Source organism: Acinetobacter entericus (genome assembly GCF_026168575.1).
Lineage (GTDB): Bacteria > Pseudomonadota > Gammaproteobacteria > Pseudomonadales > Moraxellaceae > Acinetobacter > Acinetobacter bouvetii.
This window is the reverse complement of the sequence record NZ_JAPEQW010000002.1, coordinates 193,342-219,965: the sequence shown is the minus strand read 5'-3', so window position 1 is coordinate 219,965 and position 26,624 is coordinate 193,342. Positions and strand designations below refer to the sequence as shown.

General features: G+C 42.7%; 27 protein-coding genes. 11 read left to right on the top strand and 16 right to left on the bottom strand.

The features are described from left to right. Positions 1 to 16: 16 nt before the first annotated feature. Positions 17 to 1,099, top strand: coding sequence for a tRNA (uridine(54)-C5)-methyltransferase TrmA (trmA, locus tag OKC24_RS02595; RefSeq protein ID WP_131275855.1), 1,083 nt, complete (start codon positions 17 to 19; stop codon positions 1,097 to 1,099). Between the two features lie 240 nt (positions 1,100 to 1,339). Further along, positions 1,340 to 1,564 (top strand): hypothetical protein, encoded by a 225-nt coding sequence (locus tag OKC24_RS02590; RefSeq protein ID WP_130144758.1) that lies wholly within the window; start codon positions 1,340 to 1,342, stop codon positions 1,562 to 1,564. 427 nt (positions 1,565 to 1,991) lie between these two features. Here the strand turns inward: OKC24_RS02590 and OKC24_RS02585 are convergent, their stop codons facing one another. After that, the gene (locus tag OKC24_RS02585; RefSeq protein WP_131275856.1) at positions 1,992 to 2,756 is read right to left on the bottom strand and encodes a phosphodiester glycosidase family protein; all 765 of its coding nucleotides are present in this window, start codon (positions 2,754 to 2,756) and stop codon (positions 1,992 to 1,994) included. 106 nt (positions 2,757 to 2,862) lie between these two features. Here OKC24_RS02585 and OKC24_RS02580 point away from each other — a divergent pair, with 106 nt between their 5' ends. After that, the gene (locus tag OKC24_RS02580) at positions 2,863 to 3,399 is read left to right on the top strand and encodes a lecithin retinol acyltransferase family protein (protein WP_131275857.1); all 537 of its coding nucleotides are present in this window, start codon (positions 2,863 to 2,865) and stop codon (positions 3,397 to 3,399) included. A 44-nt stretch (positions 3,400 to 3,443) separates the two neighbouring features. On the opposite strand, the gene OKC24_RS02575 is transcribed toward OKC24_RS02580, so the two are convergent. From OKC24_RS02575 to OKC24_RS02565, 3 genes are all read right to left on the bottom strand, one after another. Continuing rightward, positions 3,444 to 3,887, bottom strand: coding sequence for an SRPBCC domain-containing protein (locus tag OKC24_RS02575; RefSeq protein WP_131275858.1), 444 nt, complete (start codon positions 3,885 to 3,887; stop codon positions 3,444 to 3,446). A gap of 111 nt (positions 3,888 to 3,998) precedes the next feature. After that, positions 3,999 to 4,910 carry a bestrophin family protein gene (locus OKC24_RS02570; protein WP_131275859.1) on the bottom strand — a complete coding sequence of 304 codons (912 nt, stop codon included), beginning with the start codon at positions 4,908 to 4,910 and terminating at the stop codon, positions 3,999 to 4,001. Positions 4,911 to 5,023: 113 nt separating this feature from the next. Beyond that, entirely contained in the window at positions 5,024 to 6,748 is a 1,725-nt protein-coding gene (locus OKC24_RS02565; protein WP_131275860.1) for a glutamine--tRNA ligase/YqeY domain fusion protein, read from the bottom strand. 166 nt (positions 6,749 to 6,914) lie between these two features. Between OKC24_RS02565 and OKC24_RS02560 the strand changes: the two genes are divergently transcribed. Then, positions 6,915 to 7,424, top strand: a complete 510-nt coding sequence (locus tag OKC24_RS02560; RefSeq protein WP_005010281.1) for a peptidylprolyl isomerase — start codon at positions 6,915 to 6,917, stop codon at positions 7,422 to 7,424. 117 nt (positions 7,425 to 7,541) lie between these two features. After that, positions 7,542 to 8,261, top strand: a complete 720-nt coding sequence (locus tag OKC24_RS02555) for a UDP-2,3-diacylglucosamine diphosphatase (RefSeq protein ID WP_130144748.1) — start codon at positions 7,542 to 7,544, stop codon at positions 8,259 to 8,261. 35 nt (positions 8,262 to 8,296) lie between these two features. Here OKC24_RS02555 and OKC24_RS02550 read toward each other — a convergent pair whose 3' ends face one another. Further along, a complete protein-coding gene (locus tag OKC24_RS02550) occupies positions 8,297 to 8,515 on the bottom strand; it encodes a transposase (protein WP_130144853.1) in 219 nt (72 codons plus the stop codon). A 339-nt stretch (positions 8,516 to 8,854) separates the two neighbouring features. Further along, positions 8,855 to 9,652 carry a 4-hydroxy-2-oxoheptanedioate aldolase gene (gene hpaI, locus OKC24_RS02545; RefSeq protein WP_130144746.1) on the bottom strand — a complete coding sequence of 266 codons (798 nt, stop codon included), beginning with the start codon at positions 9,650 to 9,652 and terminating at the stop codon, positions 8,855 to 8,857. Positions 9,653 to 9,915: 263 nt separating this feature from the next. On the opposite strand from hpaI, the gene nfsB reads away from it, so the two are divergent. After that, on the top strand, positions 9,916 to 10,569 hold the full coding sequence (gene nfsB / locus OKC24_RS02540) for an oxygen-insensitive NAD(P)H nitroreductase (RefSeq protein ID WP_265464713.1): 654 nt from the start codon (positions 9,916 to 9,918) through the stop codon (positions 10,567 to 10,569). 579 nt (positions 10,570 to 11,148) lie between these two features. Continuing rightward, positions 11,149 to 11,352 (top strand): hypothetical protein, encoded by a 204-nt coding sequence (locus OKC24_RS02535; RefSeq protein WP_307735397.1) that lies wholly within the window; start codon positions 11,149 to 11,151, stop codon positions 11,350 to 11,352. An 89-nt stretch (positions 11,353 to 11,441) separates the two neighbouring features. Here OKC24_RS02535 and OKC24_RS02530 read toward each other — a convergent pair whose 3' ends face one another. The 4 genes from OKC24_RS02530 to OKC24_RS02515 form a co-directional block, all read right to left on the bottom strand. Next, positions 11,442 to 12,299 (bottom strand): EamA family transporter, encoded by an 858-nt coding sequence (locus OKC24_RS02530; RefSeq protein ID WP_130144740.1) that lies wholly within the window; start codon positions 12,297 to 12,299, stop codon positions 11,442 to 11,444. A 109-nt stretch (positions 12,300 to 12,408) separates the two neighbouring features. After that, positions 12,409 to 13,446 carry a class II fructose-bisphosphate aldolase gene (gene fba / locus OKC24_RS02525; RefSeq protein WP_005010302.1) on the bottom strand — a complete coding sequence of 346 codons (1,038 nt, stop codon included), beginning with the start codon at positions 13,444 to 13,446 and terminating at the stop codon, positions 12,409 to 12,411. A 122-nt stretch (positions 13,447 to 13,568) separates the two neighbouring features. Continuing rightward, positions 13,569 to 13,823, bottom strand: coding sequence for a hypothetical protein (locus tag OKC24_RS02520; RefSeq protein WP_005010304.1), 255 nt, complete (start codon positions 13,821 to 13,823; stop codon positions 13,569 to 13,571). A 154-nt stretch (positions 13,824 to 13,977) separates the two neighbouring features. Further along, the gene (locus OKC24_RS02515) at positions 13,978 to 15,165 is read right to left on the bottom strand and encodes a phosphoglycerate kinase (RefSeq protein WP_130144738.1); all 1,188 of its coding nucleotides are present in this window, start codon (positions 15,163 to 15,165) and stop codon (positions 13,978 to 13,980) included. A gap of 139 nt (positions 15,166 to 15,304) precedes the next feature. Here OKC24_RS02515 and OKC24_RS02510 point away from each other — a divergent pair, with 139 nt between their 5' ends. The 3 genes from OKC24_RS02510 (at position 15,305) to OKC24_RS02500 (ending at position 17,786) form a co-directional block, all read left to right on the top strand. Further along, positions 15,305 to 15,688, top strand: coding sequence for a DUF2237 family protein (locus tag OKC24_RS02510; protein ID WP_005010308.1), 384 nt, complete (start codon positions 15,305 to 15,307; stop codon positions 15,686 to 15,688). Beyond that, on the top strand, positions 15,688 to 16,281 hold the full coding sequence (locus OKC24_RS02505) for a Maf family protein (protein ID WP_130144736.1): 594 nt from the start codon (positions 15,688 to 15,690) through the stop codon (positions 16,279 to 16,281). The genes OKC24_RS02510 and OKC24_RS02505 overlap by 1 nt, the downstream gene beginning before the upstream one ends. Before the next feature lie 335 nt (positions 16,282 to 16,616). Next, a complete protein-coding gene (locus tag OKC24_RS02500) occupies positions 16,617 to 17,786 on the top strand; it encodes a ribosomal protein uL16 3-hydroxylase (RefSeq protein WP_130144734.1) in 1,170 nt (389 codons plus the stop codon). Between the two features lie 76 nt (positions 17,787 to 17,862). On the opposite strand, the gene OKC24_RS02495 is transcribed toward OKC24_RS02500, so the two are convergent. The 5 genes from OKC24_RS02495 to OKC24_RS02475 all read right to left on the bottom strand — a co-directional run bounded on the left by OKC24_RS02495 (position 17,863) and on the right by OKC24_RS02475 (position 22,798). Next, a complete protein-coding gene (locus OKC24_RS02495) occupies positions 17,863 to 19,743 on the bottom strand; it encodes a sensor histidine kinase (RefSeq protein ID WP_171457709.1) in 1,881 nt (626 codons plus the stop codon). Continuing rightward, positions 19,744 to 20,433, bottom strand: a complete 690-nt coding sequence (locus tag OKC24_RS02490) for a response regulator transcription factor (protein WP_130144732.1) — start codon at positions 20,431 to 20,433, stop codon at positions 19,744 to 19,746. It abuts the gene before it with no gap. Between the two features lie 161 nt (positions 20,434 to 20,594). Further along, positions 20,595 to 21,380: a glutathione S-transferase N-terminal domain-containing protein gene (locus tag OKC24_RS02485; RefSeq protein WP_130144730.1), complete on the bottom strand. Its 786-nt coding sequence runs from the start codon at positions 21,378 to 21,380 to the stop codon at positions 20,595 to 20,597. A 228-nt stretch (positions 21,381 to 21,608) separates the two neighbouring features. Beyond that, positions 21,609 to 22,121, bottom strand: coding sequence for a ribonuclease E activity regulator RraA (gene rraA, locus OKC24_RS02480; protein ID WP_130144728.1), 513 nt, complete (start codon positions 22,119 to 22,121; stop codon positions 21,609 to 21,611). A gap of 11 nt (positions 22,122 to 22,132) precedes the next feature. Then, a complete protein-coding gene (locus tag OKC24_RS02475; protein WP_130144726.1) occupies positions 22,133 to 22,798 on the bottom strand; it encodes an NAD(P)H-binding protein in 666 nt (221 codons plus the stop codon). A 214-nt stretch (positions 22,799 to 23,012) separates the two neighbouring features. On the opposite strand from OKC24_RS02475, the gene rpsT reads away from it, so the two are divergent. Continuing rightward, entirely contained in the window at positions 23,013 to 23,279 is a 267-nt protein-coding gene (gene rpsT, locus OKC24_RS02470) for a 30S ribosomal protein S20 (RefSeq protein WP_005010321.1), read from the top strand. A gap of 268 nt (positions 23,280 to 23,547) precedes the next feature. On the opposite strand, the gene OKC24_RS02465 is transcribed toward rpsT, so the two are convergent. Continuing rightward, a complete protein-coding gene (locus OKC24_RS02465) occupies positions 23,548 to 26,298 on the bottom strand; it encodes a M66 family metalloprotease (RefSeq protein WP_131275864.1) in 2,751 nt (916 codons plus the stop codon). Positions 26,299 to 26,624: the final 326 nt, after the last annotated feature.

Below are 26,624 nucleotides of genomic sequence, written 5' to 3'. Positions count from 1 at the left end.
GTGATTTTTTCTGTATATGACTTCATCTTATCAGCAACAACTTGATGCAAAAGTTGAGCGTATTTCAGCGCAATTTGCCGAATTTAATCCTCCCTCATTAGAAGTATTTAACTCACCTGAGCAAAACTTCCGCATGCGTGCAGAATTCCGTATTTGGCATACTGAAGATGATATGTTCTATGCCATGTTCGAACGTGATGCAGATGACCAAAAGCAAGTCGTCGAGATCAAAGATTTCCCGATTGCGGATCAAAGCATTAATGCATTAATGCCGGTATTGCTTGATGAATTAAAAGCCCAAAAAATTCTCTCGAACCGTTTATTTGAAGCGCACTTTTTAGCAACGCTAAAAGGCGAAATGCTGGTGTCTTTGGTCTACCGCTGCCCGCTCAATGCAGAGTGGGAAACTGCCGCCAAAGCATTATCCAATAAACTGAATATTAAAATTTACGGCCGCAGCCGCGGACAGCGTGTCATTTTGACCGATGACTATGTGGTTGAAGAACTCAGCGTTTTCGGTCGCAGCTATCAATACAAGCAAATTGAAAGCAGCTTTACCCAGCCGAATGCAAAAGTGTGCCAGAAAATGCTGGAATGGGCCTGCAATGCAGCGCAGCAGTCCAACAAAGATCTGCTGGAGCTTTACTGCGGCAACGGCAACTTTACGCTGCCTTTATCAACCCGTTTTAACCGTGTTTTAGCCACTGAGTTGGCAAAGTCTTCGGTTTATGCTGCGCAGTGGAATATTGAAAAAAACGCCATTGATAACATTCAAGTTGCCCGCCTGTCTGCAGAAGAATTTACCCAGGCCTATAATGGCGAACGTGAATTCCGCCGCTTAGAAGAAGCTGGCATTGATATGAGCAGCTATGATTTTGACACTGTATTTGTCGATCCGCCGCGCGCCGGCATTGATGATGAAACCCTCAAACTGCTGCAGCGTTTTGAACGTATTATCTATATCTCATGCAACCCGGATACCTTGCATGACAATTTGAAAACACTATTGCAAAGCCATAAAATTGTGCAGTTTGCAATGTTTGACCAGTTTCCATATACCCATCATGTGGAGTCTGGCGTTTTGCTGGAAAAGATTTAAACAATTTATTTCCAGTCATACTAATGTCATAAAAAGGGTTCTATCTAAAACCCTTTTTATTTTATTAAAAATTAGTCACTTAAGAGCTTACATACAGTAAGATTCAGAAATTTCGCTTATTAGAGGCCTATCAATCGGAAAAAACAGCATTTGATTGATGCTTTTATCTCTCTTGTCGGCTTGCTTTATTTACTGGTTTGGATATATTTCGTCCTATGTTAGGCTGCAGATGAAGGCTCTATGAGTTTTTGGCAAAAACTGTTTTCGAATGAACAGGAAAACGAGCATAAAAATCAAATTGCTTGTGTTGAAAATGATTGTTCTTGCAAAACCAATGAACAGCTTCTTCAAGCGTTAGCGAAAGCCACCGATGAAGATGTCATTATTGGAATTAAAAAAGTGTTAGCTTCTCGAGGCTACAGCCGCAAAGAGCTCAATGAACTTCAGCACTTGCCGCTCCAATAGCAGGTCTGAGTTTCAAAAAAAGGCATTTAGCACACTAAATGCCTTTTTTATTGAATAAACACTATAAACCTAACTTTTAACTTATATTTATTAACCTGTTATTTTGTTCTATATTCTCTGCTGTATTAAAAAAAACTCTGAAAAGCTTGAACAGCATTTTTCACTCGGTGCCTTTTCAGCATAAAAAATCATTCAATAATTATAGGGCAATCATGAAATCATTTAGCGTCATTACCAGCAGTATGGTTATTCTCAGTCTAAGCGCATGCAGCCAAATGCCGAAGGAATGTGCCGAATCCTGGAAAAAGATCGAATCCCTTTCTAAACAGATGGGAATGCCAGAAGATCAAATTAAAGCGCATTTCTGAATATGGCCTCTAAACAGCCTTAACTTCTGCTTTTAAGTTAGAGCTTGCCCTAATTCAGCCTATTTACACGCTGACGGCTCACTATATGCAAGCATCGGTCCTAAATCAGGCGATGCATCATGCAAATTTAAGCTGCTTGAATATATGCTGGAAATGCTGCCATCCAAATACAGCGCATTGTCTGTTTTCAAGCTGTCTTTGAAGTAGGATGCAAACTGATAAAATGTGACCGGCTCACGGCTGATGACAAAATATAGCTTTTGATCTTTAATGCCTACCCCATTGCGGATTTTATACGAGCTGGCATCCTGCAGGAAGTTGGCGTTGATCCTGCCGTTAATCACCAGCATTGGGCCAGATTGCGTTGCGTATCTGGCTTTAAAATGATTCCGCTGAAAAGCATCAGTGGTCTGAATCAGCGCTTTTTGATCATTCCATGCCAATACCCCGTTGGGCTGAATGAAAAAGTTGCCAAATCCATGTTTGGCCTTATTCAGCCCGCGCAGCTGCTGACCATTTTCAATATACAGCCCCACTGGTGAGAAGTCTGCATGATACATGCCTGCGTTCATAGCAAATTGAAGAATCCTGCAGCGTTTGCGCAATGCAGCGTCCAGCCTGCTGAACGTTAGATAAGGCGCGTTCTGAGGGCTGTAAAGGTACAGTCCTAAGTTTTTAAAGTCCCGCACTTCAACGACTGCGCTCTGAATAGGCTTTTCAGATTCCCAGCTGCGCGGTTTTGCGGGTGCCTGCTGCACAGCAAAAAGGCTCAACGCTAAGAAGCCCGCCTTCACAGGCAGATTCCATGTATTTAATAATTTCACTGCAGAATGCCCATCCCCATTAATTCCAAAATAGTCGATTAATTCGCAGAAAAGAAGTAGACTAGACCATAAAAATACACTTGCAGCTTTATTGGTAAACGTCTACATGCACCAGCAGACACCACGGATTCCTCTAGGGGCGCATTTAATCATTAAGCATCTTGGTTATAGCCATCATGGAATCTATGCAGGACGAGGCAGAGTAATTCATTACTCAGGTTTCGCTCATCTCTTCAAAAAGCACCCCATCGAAATCACTTCTTTGGAGGCTTTTTGCCATGGTAAAAAATTTAAAATCCAGCCTTACCGTGCGCCTAAATATACCGGCCGTAAAGTTGTACGCCGCATGCGCTCGCGTATGCATGAAAATAATTATCATCTGATCATCAATAACTGTGAACATCTATGCACTTGGGCCATTACAGGTGTAGAAAGCAGCCCTCAAGTCGTGCGCATGATGAACCGGCTGACGACCATCGGCTATGTCAGTTCCGCCATGAGTTTTATGAACAGCATGATGCTGACCGTGACTACAACTTGCTTCGCCCTGGTCTTTTATATTAAGAAAAAATTACGCGAAAAAGCCAAAATGCAAATATCTGTTTATACAGAATTAAAACAGCAAGAACATAAAAAACAATAACTTAGGCCACAATACAGCTACTGGATAAATACCGCTGTAATTTTTTAAAATGGCGGAAACTTATCCTGCACAAAATTTGCGCGAATTCCATGTTCCAAATGTATTTTTGCAGCATCCAGCACAGTCGTAAAGCCGCCCGTACTGTCGATCACAAAGTTCATTAATGCATCTCCTTCAAGGGGGATATCATAATTTTTAATCGTGACATAGGTTTCCAGAGCCGAAATTTTTTCAAATATAAAATCAACTTTGCTTTTCGGCTCACCCCACGTGATGCGAATTAATTTATTTTCTTGGATATCCAGCACATGCACATTGGCCACTGCATTATATTTTTGCCATGTCCATTGTACAGACTTGCCTTTTTCTAAATAACCTGTAGATTGGCTAAACCAAAACTGTGCAGTGATTAGCGGATCTACAAAAGCATTAAAAACGATATTGGCTGATCTCCGTATCAGCATTTGGGTTTCAATCACTATGCTCATCACTTCATCCTTCCAAGTCTTACTGTTCGAGATCTTTCTGTGATAACACAGCTTTAAGCAGGCTTCATATCACAGAATTGTTATCTTCAAAATTGGAAGGCACAGCATTTTTCAGCTTAAATTACTCTTATGCGCATGGATGACTGGCGGCAGTTCAGCCCCCATTGATGTAAGCATTTCACGCTCAATATTGCGCACAATTGAATCCAGCGGCAGATCATTTTCCTGCTCACCAAAAGGCTCTTCCAGCTCAGCGCTGAGTGCATCCAGCCCTAAAAAAAGATACGCAATCAGCGCCACAATGACCGGTGTCCAAATGCCTAAGCTGGATTCCAAGCTGAACGGCAGAATAAAGCAGAAGGAATACACGGCGCGGTGCAGCAGCACAGAATAGGAAAATGGCAGCGGTGTCGATGAAATGCGGTCACAGCCCGCATGAATATCGCCCAATGCGATGGTGTGTCTGGTTAATGCGCTGTAGATAATATCGGTGATCAATCCTTGCTTATAAAAGCCAGCCAGATCTTTTTGTACAATTTCCATGACGTATTGCGGCGGGTTCAAATGTACCTGCAATGTCTGCCACTGCTGCTCACTGAACAGAATATGCTTTTGGTAATGATCATACGCCGCATGTGATTTGCGCAGGCGGTCACGTAGCAAGTGCGTAAACAGCATCACACGGTAGATCATCACTTCACGGGCATCGTCTTCCAGCACATATGTATCACGTATGATATGCCGTGTATTTGCAATCAGGGCGCCCCAAAGCTTGCGCCCTTCCCACCAGCGGTCATAACAGGCGGTATTGCGGAAGCTTAAGAAGATGGAAAGAATGACCCCAAAAATAGTAAAGCCAATTGCAGGCACCTCCGGAACAGCTACGTAGTGCCGAGCCGCCATATAAACCAAACCGGCAGATATCAGCACCACAACCAGCAATGCAGGAAAAACTTTTGGCAAAATTGTGCCATGCCATGCAAACAGCAATTTAAAGCTATTGGTTTTGTCACGGATAATCACAGCTATTCCTTATTGTTTTACAGATGAAGCGGCATGAAAAAGCCCAACCGAAGTTGAGCTTGATCTTAACCTATTTAGAATTCAAAGGTTAATCCCATTGAAAACACGAGGTTTTACTTACCTGGCTTGAAGCTGTCTTTCAAATCCAAAATGCGGTTAAACACCGGTTTGCTGCTTGTATGATCGTATTGATCTGCAACAAAGTAGCCTTCACGTTCAAATTGGAAACGGTCTTCAGGCTGCGCTTCTGCCAATGCAGGCTCAATCACCGCTTCAACAATCGTTAACGAATTTGGATTTAAATTATCAAGGAAGTCTTCGCTTACTTCAGGGTCTGCTTCTGTGAATAAGCGGTCATAAATACGCACTTCAGCTTTCACGCCTTTAGTCGCTGATACCCAGTGCACAACACCTTTCACCTTACGGCCTTCAGGGTTTTTACCTAGAGTTTCCGGATCGATCGAACACTTAAGCTCAACAACTTCACCATTTTCATCTTTAATCACTTCGTCACACTTAATTACATAAGCATGGCGTAAACGCACTTCACCGCCTGGAATTAAACGCTTAAAGCCTTTTGGAGCAATTTCTTCAAAGTCTTTACGGTCGATATAAAGGTCTTGCGTTAATGGAATGATCCGCTCACCCATGTCCACGTTAGGATGGCGCGCATGCACCAAATCCATTGCTTCAGGCAAATTCGTTAAGGTCACTTTCAGTGGATTTAACACCGCCATGCCGCGGCTTGCGGTATTTTCTAAAGACTGACGGATACAGAATTCAAGCATTGCCACATCTACAATACTGCCATCGACTTTTGTAACACCTACACGCTTACAGAACTCACGCAGGCCTTCTGCTGTAAAACCGCGGCGGCGCATCCCCACAACTGTAGGTAAACGCGGATCGTCCCAGCCATTCACAAAACCGCCATCCACTAAACGGCGCAATTTACGCTTAGAAGTAATGGTGTAATCAACATTTAAGCGGCTTGATTCATACTGACGCGGCACAGAGGGTGATTTCACCTTCTCGATCACCCAGTCATAGAACGGACGGTGATCAACAAACTCTAATGTGCACAATGAATGCGTAATGCCTTCAATCGCATCAGATAAAGGATGCGCATAGTCGTACATTGGGTACATTTTCCATTTATCACCCGTTTGATGATGCTCAGAATGCAGTACACGGTAAAGAATCGGATCACGCATGTGAACGTTAGGAGAAGCCATATCAATTTTGGCGCGTAAAACCGCCTGACCTTCACCCAGCTCGCCATTACGCATTTGTTCAAAGCGCGCTAAGTTTTCTGCAACTGTTGCATCACGCTGCGGTGAGTTTTTGCCCGGCTCTACAAAGTTGCCGCGGTTTAAACGAATCTCTTCTGGGCTTTGCAAGTCAACATATGCATCACCTTGTTCAATGAGCTGCACCGCCCAGATATAAAGCTGGTCAAAATAGCTTGATGCATAGCGCGGTTCGCCATTCCATTCAAAGCCTAACCATTTTACGTCGTTGGCAATACCATCTACATATTCTTGTTCTTCAGCATCCGGGTTTGTGTCATCAAAACGCAGGTTGCATAAACCATCAAACTCTTGTGCAATACCAAAGTTCAAGCAAATTGCTTTTACATGGCCAATGTGGAGATAGCCATTCGGCTCTGGCGGAAAACGTGTGACCACTTGCTGCGTACGGCCAGAAGCCAAATCATCGGTAATCACTTGACGCACGAAGTCTAAGCCTGGCTGTTGTTCCTGCTGCACAGTGTCGACGGCGTTGCTATTTGGTGTCGGGGTGTTCGGCAGTGTTGAAACAACATCATTTGGCTTCATAACAGTAAAATCACTTTTAAAATAAAAATTAAGAGAATTAAAACGCTATTTGATCATTTTAACAAAGAAAATAACGTTTTTACTTGCCTTGTAGTTTACAGTTTGCTTATGCTTCTCACAACCAAAAAACCCATGGCTTTGCAAGCCATGTTCAGGAGATTACACCATGAGTTTTCCTCAAGTCGAATTAAACACCACTAAAGGCCGTATTGTGCTTGAGCTTAACAGTGAAAAAGCGCCAAAAACTGTTGCTAACTTTTTAGAATATGTTCGTGACGGTTTCTATGACGGCGTAATTTTCCACCGCGTGATTGATGGCTTCATGATCCAAGGCGGCGGCATGGATGAAAACTTCAAAGAAAAAGCAACACGTGATGCAATTGAAAATGAAGCTGACAACGGCTTAACCAATGACCTTGGCACAATTGCTATGGCGCGCACACAAGCACCTCACTCTGCATCTGCGCAATTCTTCATTAACGTTGGCAACAATGCTTTCCTGAACCACTCTGGCAAAAATGCACAAGGCTGGGGCTACGCTGTTTTCGGTAAAGTTACTGAAGGCCTAGATGTTGTAAACGAAATTAAAGGCGTTCGCACTGGCAACCGCGGTTACCACGCTGATGTGCCGCTAGAAAACGTTGTAATTGAATCTGCTAAAATCATTTCTGAATAATTTTTAAATCCTCCCCAGCCCTCCTTTAATTAAGGAGGGAGCTTCTCGACTAGATGCAAGTACACCTCCCTTTATCAAAGGGAGGCTGGGAGGGATTCTAAAATAAGGAAAAGATTCGTGACCTACCTGTTTATCGCAGATTTACACTTGTCACCAGATCACCCTCGGCTCGTTCGGGGTTTTCTAGATTTATTAGATGCTTATAAAAACAACAACACCCAGCTGTATATTTTAGGCGATTGGTTTAATGCATGGATTGGCGATGATTACAGCGCGCCATGGCTGGATGAAATCATCACTGCTTTAAAGCAGTTTAATGATGCCGGCAATCAAATTTATTTTTTATCCGGCAACCGCGACTTCGCATTGGGCAAAACATTTCTGCAAAAATTCGACGGCACATTGCTAAAAGACATCGAATATTTAAAAATCGCACAGTCCATTATCCGTTTAGAACACGGCGACCTGCTCTGTACCGATGATGTCTCCTATCAAAAATTCCGTAAAATTATCCGCAATCCGCTGTTACTGGGCTTTTTAAAAAAAATGCCTTTAAGCTTCCGTCAAAAACTCGCCAATGGCTTCCGCAAAAAAAGCCAGCAAGCCAATCAAGTCAAAAGCTATGACGTTATGGATGTCAATCAGCACGCTGTTGAACTTGCTTTGTCAGATGCGGATATTTTAATTCATGGCCACACCCACCGCCCTCAAATCCATGATCTGCACGGCAAGCCGCGTATTGTTTTAGGTGACTGGCGTGAACATGAAGCGCTGATATTAGAGCTGAATCCGCAAAATCCTGAGCTAAATTTAGAGCTAAAAAAATGGCACTATTAATGCCATTTTTTAAATCACTCATTATTCAGCCAGATTTACTTCAAACGGAATAATTGATTCTGTCCAATGTAAAAACTGGATCCGTCTAAATTCATAGGAACTGTTTGACCAGATTCCAATAAGATTTCTTCTCCTACCGGAACCCAAATAAAGCCGCCTACCGTATTTTGCTTACGGTTAAGCGGAACTACTTTTACTTGTACAATATCGCCATTTACGGCTATGGCTGTACGCCATTGATTTAAAATTTCCAAGATATTCACTCAACAATTGAGCTTTTTGTGACACAACAAAGAGGATTAATAAACGGGTTTGGGATAATAATTCTTCGACTGCAGCCATGCAGTTTTCTACACAGTTTTTAGGCCATTTGGCTATAAACTAATAAATCACAATCAGCTATAAAAAATTAAACAGGCAATTCGCCCATTCTTAAATAGGTTTTTATTATACATTGTCATTACAATATATGCAAAGTTTAGAATTAATCACTTATTACTCTAAGCTTTACATATATTAAATGTTCAATTTACACGAACTGCAGCATCCGTATAAACACTCAAACTGCTGCTCTCTGCGTAATGCTGCTGGGCTTAATAGCCGCCTTCTGAACGGATGGATTCTGCATCTGGCTTATATTTTTGCAAAAGTTCACGCAGTGAATTCATCAATACACTGGTATCTACACCAACCGCAACAAATTCTGTTCCAAGCGCCATATATTGTTGCGTCGCTTCATGTTGTGTAGATAATATGCCTGCAGCCTTACCCGCTGCACGAATGCGCTGTATGGCATCAATGACAGCTTTTTGAACTTCCGGATGATTGGGATTGCCTTCATAGCCCATGGTTGCTGACAAATCAACAGCCCCGATAAATACCCCATCAATCCCGTCAATCTTCAGAATTTCATCTAGATTTTCCAACCCCGTGACTGACTCAATCTGAATCAGCAGGCAAATATTTTCATGCGCAGTGGCATAATAATCAGGAATACTGTTCCAGCGCGTTGCCCGCGCTAAGGCTGCCCCCACGCCGCGCACACCCATAGGCGGATAGTGCACGGCTTTCACCATCATCTGTGCCTGCTCTACTGTTTCCACCATGGGAATCAGCAGTGTCTGCGCACCTATATCCAGCAGCTGCTTAATCAGCTGCACACTGCCGATTGGCGGGCGAACAACCGCTTGTGACGGATAAGCGGCAATACTTTGCAGCTGCGCCAATGTGGTTCTTAAATCGCTGGGCGCATGTTCGCCATCAATCAGTAGCCAGTCATAACCGGCGTTGGCTGCGATTTCAGTGCCGTAAGCATCCGCCAAGCCCACCCATAAGCCAATCTGCTGCTGGGTTTTCAATTTACGCTTAAAGTAGTTTGTATAATCAATCATGTACACACTCAATGCAGGATGAGATATTGATTTGATTAAACCCCTTTTGGCTAGAAGTACCAATAGTGAATTGCTATTTCTTCATTGAAATGAACTATAAGTCCGTTTGTGAATCAGCAGGAATTGATCCTTGCTCACCGGCGGCTTTCAAGACTTCTTTCTGGGTTTTCTTTATCAGCTCTAAGTTATATGAAAATTCTTCTCATCTATTTGTCATTCGAATCAGGTAAGATAAAGCAAATTGATTAATGGAGAGCCCATTCATGGATTTGCTGAACGTTTCTAAAACCCGCTATACCACTAAAGCTTATGATCCTGCTAAAAAAATCCCTCAGGCACAGTTTGAGCGCCTGTTAGAAATCCTGCGGCTTGCCCCATCTTCCATTAATATTCAGCCTTGGCATTTTTTCATTGCAGACAATACGGCAGCGAAAGAGCGCATTGCCAAAGCCCTCGTTGGCAAATATGCATACAATGCCCCTAAAGTTTTAGATTCATCACACACAATTTTGTTTTGCACCAAAGCAGACATCAGCGAAACCCATCTTGAAAATCTGCTGAACCGCGATGAAATCAGCGGACGCTTTAAAGATGAAAAAGCCAAGCAAGGTCAAAAAGACAGCCGCACAGGCTATGTCGATTACTACCGCAATGAAAAAGGCGATATTCAGCGCTGGGCAGAAAACCAGACTTTTATTGCGCTGGGTCAGGCTTTATTGGCGGCAGGCATTGAAGGCATTGATGCCACGCCTATTGGCGGCTTTGATGAGTCTATTCTTACAGAAGAACTGGGCTTGGCTGAAAAAGGCCTGATTCCATCTGTACTGCTGACATTGGGTTACCGCAGTGAAAATGACTTCAATGCAAAGCTGCCAAAATCACGCCTCGTAAAAGAAGATATTTTCACGACGCTTTAATTTATAAATAAAAACGATGAAAGGGAGAATTTCTCCCTTTTTCTGTCATTTCAGGACTTATTTTTTAAACAATAATCGAGTATATTTTGCGCAAATACAAAATAGGTCACTCATTATGCCTGTTGCACCAAAATTACCCATGAAATTTAAATGTACAGCATGCAAAACTGTATATATGCATAAATATAATTCAGACGCATTTTTAAACTACCCAGCTTGCCCGAATTGCCAGAATGCAGGTCAATTGCAAGGCACAATCGAAACCCAAGACCTTTTCAAATACCCGCTGGCCATCGCAAAGAGCTATTTGCAAGATTCTATGCTGCGCTTTAACCGCTGATATTGATGCTTAAATTCAACTGAAGCATTTGATTGATCAACAGCGCCTCCCTTGAATGCTAGGCGCTGTTTTATCTGTACGTTCAGTCAGGCATCCGTTTAAGAAAATCAATGGATTAGAATCATTTGGCCCAAGTTTTGCTTATTCCTTAGACACATACCAATTGCCTGATTGTGAGGTGTCCAATGGCTTTGAGCATTCCCAGACTGAGTTTCACTCCTGCGCTATTCAATATGCCTATGAAATTTGAATGCGCAACATGCCATCAAAACTATTTGCATCCTTATTCATTAGATGCCCATCATTACCCTGCCTGCCCTAACTGCCAGCAGGCAGGACTGCTGCAAGGCCTTGCAGAGACAGAAGACTTAATTCACCACCCTATTCAATTTTTATCAAACTACAGGCGCATGCTTAAATCTGCACGCGATCAATCCAATTAAGGCCTTGGCTTTTTATTGCATGGCAAAGGACATTAAAAAAGCCTGCTTCAGCAGGCCCTCTTATTCTGCACATACAGCCATATCCCGTTTCAAAACATCGTATAAGCCAAACACAATACACTTACAATGCCTAGGCACAGCCCCAGTCCAGACCAGATCCTTAACTTCTCTTTAAAAATGACAAGGCCACTGAGTACGCCAAACATCACCACTAAAATATTCATCCCTGCAAAAACAACGGCTGGTGTGTCTTTCAAGAGCATGTGGGCTTTAACATAAAGCGCAATATTGGCAAAATTCAGTACCCCCAATCCCAAACCCGCAAGAATATCCCTTCCCGCGCCAATGCTTTTATGCCGTACAGTGGTGTACAAAATTGATAAGGCAAAGGCATAAATAAAGACCAAATTCAGCGCCACTGAGAATTGCAGCCCCAAACCTGTCGTATATTTAAGTAGCACGTCAATCAGCGCATAGCCGACCCATACACCTGTTAAATATAAAATGGCATAGGGACCTTCTATTCTTTCTACATCAGTACGGTGCGAAAGCAAAATGCACAGCACACTGCTGAGCCCCAATACAATACCGATAACTTTAAGCTGATTAAACTGCTCTTGAAATACAAAATACGCAGCCATTAACGACAATACAACGGAAAGCCGCTGCGCAATTTCAGTTTTTAAAATGCCAGCAGTCTGCAGCGACTTCGCCAAACACAAAAAAATGGACGGCAATAAAATGCCTAAAATCAGGATCAGCCACCACGGCGTATGCTGCATCGAGATATGCTGTAAATCCGGCTTAAACCATAAAAAACACAAAATGCTCGCGGCTGCATAATTCCATGCGATCATCTGAAATGTGTTAAAGCCTTTTTCTTTACAAATTTTCAGTAAAATAGATACTGCCACACTGCATAACGCAGCGGCAAAAATCAGTTCCATGACAATCTCTTTATCATTAAGTCATCGCTAACGCGCTATATTTTCAATGCTTCAATAAAAGAAAAGCCCACATAGTGTGGGCTTTTCTAAAAAAATAATCTATAGCAGATTATTTATAGCGGTCGACCATTTTCTCTAAAGAAATTGGACGAATCTTATCTGCATTGCCCGCTGTGCCGAAAGCTTCGTAACGGTCAACACAAATCTGTTTCATTGCTTCAACAGTTTGAGCAAAGAATTTGCGCGGGTCGAATTCGCTTGGTTTTTCAGCCATCATACGGCGCATTGCGCCTGTAGACGCTAAACGCAAGTCTGTATCGATGTTGATTTTACGAACACCGTGCTTGATTGCATCAACCAGCTGTTCAACAGGAACACCATACGTTTCTTTGATGTCGCCGCCATATTGGTTAATGATTGCAAGCCATTCTTGAGGAACAGAGCTTGAACCGTGCATTACAAGGTGCGTATTTGGCAGCGCCGCATGAATTTCTTTAATGCGGTCAATGGCCAAAATATCGCCTGTAGGCGGACGCGTGAACTTGTACGCGCCATGTGAAGTGCCTACAGCAATCGCTAAAGCATCAACATTGGTATCCGCAACGAATTGACGCGCTTCTTCAACAGAAGTTAAAAGCTGTGAATGGTCAAGTACGCCTTCTGCGCCTACGCCGTCTTCTTCACCCGCCATGCCGGTTTCAAGACTGCCTAAACAGCCGATTTCGCCTTCTACAGAAACACCGCAAGCGTGCGCCATTGCTACTGTACGGCGAGTTACGTCTACGTTGTATTCATAAGTCGTCGGCGTTTTACCGTCTGCACCCAGAGAACCGTCCATCATGACTGATGAGAAGCCCAATTGGATTGAACGCTGACATACATCAGGGTCTGTACCATGGTCTTGGTGCATCACGACAGGAATGTGTGGCCATTCTTCAATCGCAGCTAAAATAAGGTGACGCAAGAAAGGTGCACCTGCATATTTGCGCGCGCCCGCAGAAGCTTGCACAATGACAGGTGAGTTTGTTGCATCTGCTGCAAGCATAATTGCGCGCATTTGTTCTAAGTTGTTTACGTTAAACGCTGGTACGCCGTAAGCATGTTCGCCGGCGTGATCCAAGAGCTGGCGCAATGAAATAAGAGCCATAGTGTCCTCCCAGGTAATGCGACATATTCTACATGCACAATGGTTTCAAATCAGCATCAAAAAGCCGTTTTATAAAAAAAATCCCTGCTTATGCAGGGACTTTTAAAATAAAAACAACAAACTTAGTGAGCTTCCGCATCCGCAGTTGCAGCATCTGCTGGCGCATTGGCCACTTCAGCAGGCACATCCTGATTCTTTTCATCAAGTACAGGCTTGTCCAGCGCATCAATTTTAGCTTGCTGTTCCAGTGTAGTTTGTTCATCGGCAGCGGGTGCAGATGCTTCAGTTTCAGCTTTTGACGCTTCTTCTTTCTTAGAACATGCTGTTAATGCAAGTGGCGCAATAATTAATGCAGCAAGTGCCAGTTTAAGATTCATCAGATTTTCCTACAGGTAGATGAGTAACTGCAGAAAATTTTATTGCAGTTATATTTCATTTTGATGACTATAAAATGAATCGTTTAAATATCAAAAAAAAAAGCAATAAAAAAAGGCTGAACATCTGTCAGCCTTTTTTAACTTGCTTTACGCTTTAAGCGCGTTCAAGCAATACTGCTACTGCCGGTAACGTTTTGCCTTCTACAAACTCAAGGAACGCGCCGCCGCCAGTCGAAATGTAGCCGATTTTGTCTGCAACGCCATATTTATCAATTGCCGCTAAAGTATCACCGCCGCCGGCAATAGAGAATCCATTTGATTCAGCAATCGCTAAAGACAATGCTTTCGTGCCTTCGCCAAATTGATCGACTTCAAACACGCCTACTGGACCATTCCACAGAATGGTTTTAGATGTTTTTAAGATATCTGCAAATGCTTTTGCAGTTTCTGGGCCAACATCCAAAATCATGTCATTGTCTGCAACATCTTCTACTTTCTTAACGACAGCTTTCGCTGCAGCCAAAGAACCTAAGAAATCATCAAAGTTGATTTCAGAAGCATCCGCAACTACAACATCCGTTGGCAGAGGAATAGAAACTTTTGCAGCAATGGCTTTTGCTGTATCAATTAAATCATGTTCACACAATGATTTACCGACATTGAAACCTGCCGCCGCAAGGAATGTGTTGGCAATGCCTCCGCCTACAATAATTTGATCGCAAATGTCTGAAAGCGATGTCAAGACATCCAATTTTGTCGACACTTTAGAGCCAGCGACAATGGCAGCCATTGGCTTTTCAGGTGTTTTCAGCGCACGGCCGAGTGCATCTAATTCAGCAGCCAGCAATGGACCTGCAGCCGCAACTTTCGCTAAACGCGCCACGCCTTCAGTCGATGCTTCTGCACGGTGTGCAGTACCAAAGGCATCCATGACAAATACATCGCAAAGCGCTGCATATTTTGCAGCCAGCTCTGGGTTGTTTTTCTTTTCGCCCGTATTGAAACGGCAGTTTTCAAGCAGGACCACTTGACCTGGCTGAACATCAACGCCATCTAAATAATCTGTAAACAATTTAACTTCTTGACCCAATGCTTCTGTTAAATATGCAGCCACTGGCGCCAAAGACTGTTCAGCTTTTGGTTGACCTTCAACAGGACGGCCTAGGTGAGAATAAACCATTACAGCTGCGCCTTTTTCCAAAGCAGCTTTAATTGTGGGCAATGCAGCACGAAGGCGCGCATCGCTGGTAATCACACCGTTTTTAACAGGAACGTTTAAATCTTCACGGATTAGTACACGCTTGCCTGCTAAATCAAGGTCAGTCATACGCTGAAAGTTCATGTATAGCTCTCTTTATTGATATCAAAACGCGGAGATTTTAAATGATTATGCAGAAAAAGGTTAGCTTCTTTTGCAGAAAAGGCATCGAAAGCCAAACTTTTGCTATCATAGTAAAAAGCCCCTTTAAGATTCAGAGCTTATGTCCATTCATCCCGATCCAAATATTAACCGTTTAAACGTCTTAGGCGAGCCTTTAGCCAGCTGCTGCTATGACCCGATTACCGGATATTTCCGCAACGGTTTTTGCCATACAGCTGTGACTGATTTGGGACAGCACACCATGTGCGCTGAAATGACTTCTGAATTTTTAAGCTTTTCTCAAAAAGCGGGCAATGATTTAACCACACCGCTGCCTGAAGTCGGTTTTCCTGGCCTTCAGCCAGGCGATTTTTGGTGCATCTGTGTGACCCGTTGGGTGGAAGCATACCAAGCAGGCATTGCTCCGCCTATTAAAATACAAGCATGTCATCAAGCAGTACTTTCTTATGTACCGCTTAATGTCCTAATGGAATATGCAGTGTAATGAATACTCACAAGATCATTTTGGCCTCCAGCAGCCAAACCCGTAAAGATTTGATGGATCGTTTACGGATTGATTACCTGTCTATAGTGCCTGATATTGATGAATCGCCGCGCGGTGAAAGCCATGCCGATGATTTGGCCATGCGCTTGGCTTTAGAAAAAGCAAAATGCATTGCTGAACAGCATCCTGATGCGATTGTGATCGGTTCAGATCAGGTAGCTTGGCGTGAAGGCGCGCCAGATATCTTTATTGGCAAGCCGCTCAGTGCTGAAAAAGCGGTCAAGCAGCTGCAAGCAAATTCAGACAAGATTGTCTATTTCAGTACAGCGCTCAGCGTGCAGCATCAGGTATCTGGTTTTGAACAAACACTGGTCGAACATTACAAAGTAAAGTTCCGCAAACTCAGCCTGCCAGAAATTGAACGCTATGTTGAAATAGAACAGCCTTTACATTGCGCGGGCAGCTTTAAATGTGAAAGTTTGGGCATCAGCCTATTTGAAGAAATGATCGGCCATGACCAAACTACCCTGATGGGTATGCCGATGATTCAGTTATGCAGCATTCTGCGCCAGCTGGATGTTTTAGTCCCTTAAGGTCATGCATTCACAGCGTGACATTTAATCAGTCAGCGAACAGTATGTTATAGCCATTCGCTGACTTTCCCCGAAAGATGCATTCCTCAGCGATAAATCACCAGCAGACAATATGCTTAGTCCTCTTTTAGAATATCTAACAAGTGGATGCTGGATATGCAGTTCAAAAAAAAGCGCAAAAGTAAAATTCAATCATTCAGTAAGCACTCTTCATGCAATGCTGACTGATTTGCAGATAACCCGCGTATTTAAATAATGATATAATTGCTTGCACCGCTCCCTTTGATCATAAGACAATAAGCCAATATTGATTTAAATTTGCTTAGGCTATTTTCATGTCTCAACCTTTAGACGTTCTCGGCGGTATCACTGCCGAGCAATTCCTTACCGAATATTGGCAAAAAAAACCGCTCCTCGTCCGCAACGCGCTTCCCGAAATTGCAGGCATGCTAGAACCCAATGACGTTATGGAATTAGCGCTAGATGAAAATGTCACTGCCCGCCTGATCAAACAGAAAGACCGTGACCCAAACCAGTGGTCCGTCAAAACTTCACCGCTGCTGAAAGCGGATTTCCAAAAAATGCCAAAACTCTGGACGTTGCTGATTCAGGCGGTTGACCACTACTCTTTTGACTTGGCTGAATTGTGGAAGAATTTTGCTTTCATTCCGCAATGGCGCCGTGATGACATTATGGTGTCTTATGCGCCTAAAGGCGGTTCGGTTGGCAAGCATTTCGACTTTTATGATGTTTTCCTTGTGCAAGGGCACGGCCACCGCCGCTGGCAGCTAGGTCAAATGTGTAATGCAGATACAAATTTTGTTGCGGGCCAGCCTTTAAAATTGCTGCCTGAAATGGAGGTGCATTTTGATGAAGTGCTGGCACCCGGCGATTTACTGTATGTACCTCCCGGTTTATCTCATTACGGCGTTGCGGAAGATGACTGCCTCACCTTTTCTTTCGGTTTCCGCATGCCGAATGTTCCAGATATGATGGATCGCATCTGCGACAAATTCTCTGAAAATGATCTATTGAAAAATCCACTTCTTGATATTGTTCGCAGTCAGCAAAGTTCAATGGGCCAAATGACGCAAAATGAGCTGGAATACTTAAAAGCAAAAATCTTTGAACAATTGCAAAATTCTACAGTGATTGAAGATGCCATTGTCAGCTTAATGTCTGAACCCAAGTATCCTGAAAATATTCCAGAAGCTGAAGCCATTGGCACTGGAGATCTGGAAGAAGCCTTGGAACAGGGCTATCTGTTAATGCTTGAGCCTGCTTCACGCTTGCTCTATACCGATCAGGACGGTGAGCTGCTGTTTTGGGCAAATGGTGAAAGCATCTGCATCTCAGCACAGTTTGCGCCGCATCTAAAAAAATTGGCCGACGGTCAGGCGATTGCCCTGAATGAAACTTTATTTGATCAAGATATTTTAGAAGATATTGCGCAGCTGATGAATGAATCTGTACTCATGCTGCTGCCGGCAGATTCTGAAGAGTAATATTCAATGCTGAAAAAGAGGACAGAATGTCCTCTTTTTTTATTACAAAATCACCAGTATTCGGCTCTTTTTACACTTATTGCAATTTAATGATGGCATGTATCTGGGTGAGCCCCTTACCCGAATGAATGCTTAATTGCCCGCCCATTCTTTCAATCCGGCTCTGCATACTGCGCATGCCAATGCTCATACCATTTTGTTTTACACAATCCACATCAAAACCAACTCCATTATCCTGAATAATTAACTCCAGCTGCTTTGGGCTCGTATAATACATGCTGACTTTAACCTGAATCGCCTGACTGTGTTTAATAACATTGGTCAAACTCTCTTCTAATACGCGGATTAAATTCAAGCATTGCAAAGCCGAAGGTTCTGCTTCCCACCGCTCTGCAAAACGCCACTCCGCATGAATATCCATTTCATCCATCAGCTGGCTGAAACGGTGGCGTACAGGAGCGGCCCACAGCACAGGCGTTTCAGGAATCTTGCCATCCAATGCAGAACCGCTGTCTATAATTTGACGTAAATCATCACGCATGAGTTTCAGCATGGATAAAAATTGCTGATTTGGAATTTTCTGTTCACATTGATCGACTAAAATCATAGAGCGCACAATAGATGAACCTAATCCATCATGCAGGTCATGCGACAGTTTCATCCGCTCTTGAAGCCGTGCATTAAATACCTCCAAACGGTGCTGATCATTTAAACTGCTGCTTAAATCCAAACTGACCTGCTGTATTTTTGTAGACAGCTCTACATTAAACTGTTCAATTTTTTTAATATTACGGTCTAAGCGCGAACCAAGAATAACGACAATAAACAGCGTAAATAGCGGCGAAGTATATGGTGATAAAGGCGTAATCTCATAGCCTGGACCTAAAAAGGCAATTCTTAAATCATATATAGAAATCAACATAATGACTGTCATGCAAATCGCCAGCAGAATGTAATCTGAGCGCCTTACACGCCATGCGGCCCAACACAAATAAATATATGTCGCAAAATAAATACAGCAATACGCTAAGAACACAAAATCAAACAGCATTTTCATTTGAGCCAATGAAACTGTCCAAATACTGAGAATAAATATTGCAGTGACTATCAGAAAAAACCGTTCAATTTTTGGTTTTTTTACCTGTATGAATCTGAGTAAATATGTACAAAAACACAAAATATATAATAAAAAAACCATCAAATTAATGCGTGATGAAACGATAGAACTTGAAAATACATAAGTTTCTGTAGCTAAAATATTAGATATAAAATAGATCCATAACAATGAACTAAGTGCAAACCAGCCAAAACTTGTTTCTGAACGGCGGTACAGCCAGATCACAAAGCAAAACGTGCCGAGCGTAGCAGACAAAATTAAATTAATTTGAAAAAGTGTCCGCGTATTCCATATTCTTTGTTCATTCAAGGTATTGGCTGTAATGGCATTATCAAAACTGATTTTGCCAATCCCCGCACTCATTGCCGAATAGCCTGTTACATATATCAGTATCTCATTGTCATTTTTCTTTAAGCCTGAAACTGGCATGATCCAAAATCTAGGCATATTCCAGCTTTTAGACAAGGGCTCTTGCAGATTTTTATCCCGCCAAAGCAAATCACCATTTAAAAAAAGAGCACCCGCGGAATTAATATAACTGATGGAAAATGCAATAGGATCTGTCAAACGCGAATTGTTCTGGCAATTCCAATCCCAGATCAGCTTATACCATGCCCCTCCAGAGTACCCCGGCCATGTTTCATTCCAGTGGTCAGGCAGCTCTTTCACTGGCTCCCAGCCCTGCCGCGGCAGCTCCAAATCCGATGATGTTCTTACTTTATTGATGCTGTTCAGCTGAACTTGGCATTGACTGTTAATTTCGTAGGAAACAGATGCACGGCATATTGTGCTGATCAGGCAACACAAACATATACAGCATACATACTTCCATAAACCCATTTATAAAATCCCTAAAGAACGTGCTGTGCTGACTGCTTTCGTTCGTTTGGTCACCGACAGTTTTCGGTAAATATGCTTAATATGGCTTTCCACTGTATAGCGCGAGACAAACAGTTTCTCTGCAATTTCGCGGTTACTCAAGCCCTGCGCCACCAAGCCCAGAATTTCTTTTTCACGAATCGTCAGCAAACCTTGATCTGCGTCATTGCTGCTGGTTTCAACTTCTGTCTGCGGCTCTGTCTCTAAGACAGCAATTTGCTTAAGAATTTCACGCGCAATAAAAGGATCAATTGGCGCACCGCCGCGCAGAATACTGCGGATCGACAGCAAAACTTCAGCATCATCACGCTCTTTCAGGACATAGCCTGTAGCGCCAGCTTTAATCGCACTAAACAGGCTTTCCTGCGTACTCCATGCAGAAATCACCAGAATCAGCGCGTTGCTTTCATAGGCTCGAATTTTTTCAATAATTTCCGTACCATGCCCATCAGGCAACCCCAAATCAATCAAAGCCAATGAAATAGGCTGCTGCTGCAAAATATCAAATGCCTCTTTCACATTTTTTGCGAACAGCAGCACGTCTTTGGCATAGCCCAAATCAAGCAAAATTTTACGAAGCCGCAATTGGATAATTTCTTCATCTTCAACGACCAGAACTGGTACCGGTAAAACCACTTCCATAGCCATCACTCCTATTGCTCAAAACTATTTTCTGAATTCTAAACAATTAGAAAACTGCACAACATCCCTATAATTAAGTATATTCCTGTTTATTCTGCAATTATTCTTAGCTTTTAACATTTTGAAGATTCTGGCATAGCCTTTGGCTTTCATGACGCTGCCCATTGAATTTAAGCAGTTAAGCCATATTGCTGTTTTAAATATTTTACAATTTCGGCAGATTCAAATAATTTAACGCCTGTATTGGGATCAACCAAATACGGTACTTGAATATTATTCCCCATAACCTTTAATACCTGCTCACGCTTACCTCCCGCCAGTGGCGTATATTTGCCAGGTTTAAGGCGCAGAACTGCAGGACCTTGATCTTGCCAGCGCTCTTTTGCAGCATTGTAAAACTTATAAGGCAGCTCCAATTCAGTTAATTCCGCGCGGACAATTCTTGTAAATGGACTGGCTTCAAAGCCCCACAGCTCTAAAAGCTGCTGTGGCGCTTCACGCTGTAAAATAGCCTGATTCACCCATACTCCGCGGGCACCATTTATAATCGTCCCAGCCAGCGCTGCGACAGGAATTTTTGGATAATGCGAGTATTTCCCAGGCGTCTGTCCAGAATACCCATAATGCTTAAATAAATGATGAATGATCTGCTGCGACTCATACAGCTGATCGCCCGTATTGTCATCCACCAAAAAAGGAAACTGGGTTTTGCCGCCTAATTTTTTCATTTCATTTCGATAGCGCTGACCGCCTTTCGGACAAGGATAGACTTCATAATCAATATTTAAGGTTGTCAGCACTTCTCTCACCCGTCGGCAAAAAGGAGAGCCTTCAAATTCATATAGTTTTAATGCTCTTTCCGGCTGAATAGGATACGGTGTTCCGCTTACGCCGCGGCCGCCTGCCGCAAAGCTTGAAAGCAAAGACTGCGCCACTTTTATTTGATGTTTGAGCATATTTATTTTCCATCTTGCATAGCTGTTTTATTTTTTTGCTTATCTAAAATAACACATAAATGGCTTCACACATTCACAGCCTATCCAGAAAAGTGAAAGATAACAGAAACCTAGAACATTGTGCATCAGCCGATATTTCGGCTGATGCACATTTGACAGAACTTAGGCGCAGCATCATCTAAGCCGCCTTGAATACCCTTGAATAACCTGATGAATGCGCAAAAAAGCTTAAAGCGCAGCCAGCGGTTCTTTTGCAATGACAATACCGTTATTGTCTGCATATACATAATCGCCAGATTGAATGCTGACGCCGCCAAACTCCAGCTGGATATCGGTTTCCCCAGCGCCTTTGCGGTTGCTCTTTTTCGGAATAGAGGCCAAAGCATGCACCCCTAGATCCAAGGCTGCTATTGCATCGACATCACGGACACAGCCATAAATAATCACGCCGTTCCAATGGTTTTTTACTGCAGATTCAGCAATTAAATCCCCCATCAATGCACAGCGCATCGATGCGCCGCCATCCACAACCAAAACTTTGCCTGCGCCTTCAGTCGCCAATAGCTCTTTGACACGTGAATTATCTTCAAAACATTTGACTGTCACTGCCTGGCCGCCAAAGCTTTTGCGCGCGCCATAGCTTTTAAAAAACTTCCCATCCATCGAAGGCGTAACCACCTGAATGTCTTTTTCAGGATGATCATCCAGCAAATCACAAGTTACAAAAGGCACTGTAGACACGGTTTTATCCCTCATTTGGTTTTTTGTATGCGTAAATTATCATAAATCTGAAACTTTTCAGTTTGAGTTTGCCCAGCCTCGACCATAGTATGAGCCACCTGTGATGCTGTCACTGGCTTGTATTTAAAAGTATCCGGCACTAAATGCGAAAAACGCTGATAAAGCTTTTGAGCTGCATCTTCCAGCTTGCGCTGCTCTTGCCGCTGGCCCAGCAGCAAAGAAGGCCGAATGATGGACGTACAGGGCAAATCCAGACTTTTCACATAGTACTCCAGCTCACCTTTAACCCGATTGTAAAAAAAAGGGGATTTAGAATCTGCGCCTAATGCGCTGAGCAGAAGATAATGTGTATTCATATTTTCCAGCAGCTCGGCAAAATGTGCATTGATCACAAAATCGGTATTGTAAAAATTCTCTTTTGAACCCGCCTGCTTCATTGTTGTGCCCAGACAGCTGAAAGCGTGAGTATATCCGCTGACATCCTGCTCATTCAGCATCAAGAAATCCGCCAACTCAAATTGCTGCACTTTTCCCAAATGGTTAAACTCTTCATCGTGCTTGCGGACTACAGCAGTAATATTTACACAATCTTCATTTTGACTCAGCTGCCGAACCAGCTCCCGCCCAACTAAACCAGTCGCCCCGATCACAATTGCATTCTCAATAAATTTAATCATTTTTTGAACAATCTCCCTTCGATATCATTAATCTAACGTTTTCTTAGGAATTTTTCTTCAACTAAAATGTTGTCAAAGCATGTCAAGACTTGACTTAACTGCATAATCTAATCAAAATATGGCACTTGTTTACGGGCTGGTGATAGTTCTTCTGATGTTGGTTTTCAGTTGAGTTTCAGCCCGCCCAGACCAATCTATTTCAAGGAGTGCACGAGTGGCAAACTCTGCTCAAGCTAAAAAACGTGCCCGTCAAAACGTTAAAGCACGCAAACACAACGCTAGCTTACGTTCTATGGTTCGTACTTATCTTAAACGTACAGTAGCGGCTATTGCTGCTGGCGATTATGCTGCTGCTTCAGAAGCATACAAAACTGCAGTACCTGTAATTGACCGTATGGCTGATAAAGGCATCATCCATAAAAACAAAGCTGCTCGTCATAAGAGCCGTTTAAATGCACAAGTTAAAGCTTTAGCTAACTAATTTGCTGCAAAATAAAAAAAGCCCTTTTAGGGCTTTTTTTATTGCTTTTTAATCGCATAAAACCAATAGCGCTCACTTCTCATAATATCAAATGATTCATTTTCATCAGTTTAAAGTCAAACAGCTGTAGCAATCACATAACATTACCTAAGAAACTCCATCTGGCATTTTCCATGAAATGCGCGGTACGCCATTTTATGACTTAAGATTTATAAAATGCTGCTTATTGCAGAAAACAATGTATCTGCAATAAGCAATTGAATTATGCTTATTTAGCGAGCAGCTTCAAATTCTGCGGTTTTAAATATGCTAAAATTAAGCTTTGATTCGCAGTCAAATTTGTCCATTTTTGATTGGCATTATTATTACCACACCCGTAGCGAATCAGTATTTGACGGTTATTCACCAAATGTCCTGTATTTAAGTCCATACATTGTCCATCTTGGCGAATAGTTCCAGTGCCAGGGTTCATTGTCCAAACTTGAGTGTTCAAATTTGTGCCGCACTTACTCATAATAACCTTACTGCCTGAACCACCCGTACTTGTCAAACACTGATCAATCGCATTCTTATTATGAATACGGCCTAAGCCATCATATATCCACTGTTCTGTACTATCTGCCTTACAACCAGATGCACCGCTGATGTAAAGATCATATTCACCAGTGCCTAATGGCACACCTTTCAAGCAATTGCTGCCATTTTTGATCGGTGAGGCATTTTCAAGCACATTGTCTTCTGCCAAACCTAAAGATGTCTTGAACTTATCAAGTGCTTCTATTGCTTTAGGCTTTTGTGCTTCCAAGTCTTTAGAATATACATTCATCCAACGGTTTAACCGGTACACTTTAGACTGCTGCTCTTCAAAACGGCGCAACTCAGCCTGCGCAGCTCCAGACAGCTCATGAGCAAAAGTTTTGTACGATTCATACAAGGCGAAATTAGACGGTGACAAAGCGATAATTGCATTGCTTGATTGATTTACCAGCGCTTGTTCAAGCCCTGGAAGTTCAATCTTGCGTAAAGCGCTATACCCCGCTTCACGGCCAATTTTCACTGCTGGTTTAATTGCAGTTTCATATACTGGAATGTCAATAGTGGACAGATGTTTTGCTTCTTCGTTTGCTTTCTTACAGTACAAATCTACCTTTTGCGGGTTTTCAGCCAATGATAAATTGACATGCAGCTTATTCGCATTGCCTTCCGGTTTGCCTGTTATCCAAAGCCTTTGCGGCGCAAGTGCAATATTTGTCGATTTACCGGAGTACTGAACATTTAACCAACAAGATGCCTGTCCAATTGATGTATTCACGCTTGGCAAGTCATAGACATTCCCCCAGTTAGAACGTGCCGCTGGATACAATAAGCCAACTTGAGCCACTGGGTCATAACCGCCAAGAATCGTCAGTACCGGTTGACCAAAAATGCGAGGACGGGGATAATTTTGATTTGCGCGATACCATACCGGTGAGGTGGAGTTTGGCATAACAGGCTGCGCAACTTCCATCTGACGCGTAGCTTTATTCCATTTCTTATAGCCTGTAGGTGATTGTTCATCCCATACATAACGGTCAAAATGGGGCTGGATTTTTAAAAATGTACTGTAGCCCGTATAATGGGTATATTTGGATATGTTGCTGTCTGTATAGCCACCTGACATCGCATCTTTACCGTAAGGGAACAGGTTTTTAAAGTTTGGAATGCCATTCGAACCATCCCATTTCCAAGTCGCAGTCCAAGATAAATTGCCGCGCATTTTATTGCGGTAGCCGATATACCCCCACCCGCTGTCTGCATGATGCGCTGCCCAAAAATCATTCACTGTATTTTTATCAATTTCAACACGGCCTGGGTAATGCCCTAAACCATAATGGTGGCCAATTTCATGACTAAACTCGTTACCTACAGAATCATACAGCGTCAGCATGCCATTACCGCCGCTCAGACCATGAGATCTCACTCCATTACTATAAACCCCCTGAGCATGATGCGCGACAACAGACTCTGTCAGCTGCGGCTGGCTCTGATCGCTCATAGATGCACTGGTCACGCCCCAGTTCGCTAAATTAATACCAACACTGAACGTCGATTTCGCTGTATCTCCACGCATATCGCCAGAATAAGCATCACCCTCTGTGCTGCTTGCACTGCTGTAAATCGTGCCATTTGACACCATAACACGCGGTAAGAAAACATCATCGTACTTCGCAACAACCATTTGAGCAGCTGGAATAGTCTGGAAATAATCTGTCCCTGCTTTCTCAGGCTCCAACAACATATAATGCCCACTCGAAACAGGCGCGGACGTCAACATTCCGATACGGATGTTATTCAGCACCAATTCACCAGGGGAAGCAAAATCGATCTTGCTTTCCGCCAACTCACCTTGCCTGTTTTCTGAATCGATGAATTTAATATGTAAGCCAGGCTGAACTTCGTTCCAAGTGAGTTTGGTTGACCACGCCCGCTTACTGTAAACAACAGATGGACGATTTTGAATAATGTTTTGATCTGAAGCCGGTATATCTTCTGGTGGTGACAGATCAGCTGTTCTTAAAAGTACGTTATTCCGATATATTTCAACCTTCAACGTTTTCACTGACTGCATAGATTCAATTGGCGTTACTAACAATAAGGCTTCGCGCTCTGACGTTAAACGAGGCATTTTTTTCGCTTCATTGCCATTCGGATCGACAACATGACCTTGACCAAATTGCACCATGGCTTGAAATTCGCCGTCTAAATCAGCACGAATAGCACGTATTTGATCTTTCGCATCACAATCATAAAAACCAATTTTAGAAGGCTCTGCAACATCTTTTTCTGGCTCTGGATATAGCTCATTATCAGGAGTCCCTACAGCCCCCCCGGTACCACAAACAATGTTGCCATTTTCATTTTCACTATCACTACTACTAACACTACTACTATCACCGCCTCCACCACCACAAGCTGTCAGCATCAGCGCTAAAATACAAACACTCAGCTTGCTAGACGTAAAATCAATCACACTTTTCATAATCCCCCCGAATTATTAAGCACTTTCACATTAAAATGTGACTTAAAATTAACATATAAAATCAATAATTTACTTGAAAATATATAGTATAAAGATTCAGTATTAATTACAAATAGCGTGATTTGTCACAAAAAGACAATTTAAAAATTTAATCCATAAAAACGATTATTAGTCACAAAAATTGCGAGACAGAGATCTTCTTTTTTAATCACAACAGTGCATAGCGCAGTATTATTCATGCTGATACAGTGTCAAAAAATGTCATCATTTTTTTGACACTGCCCTTTATTTCTATAGAAACTTAGCGAGTTATTTCAAACATGCTG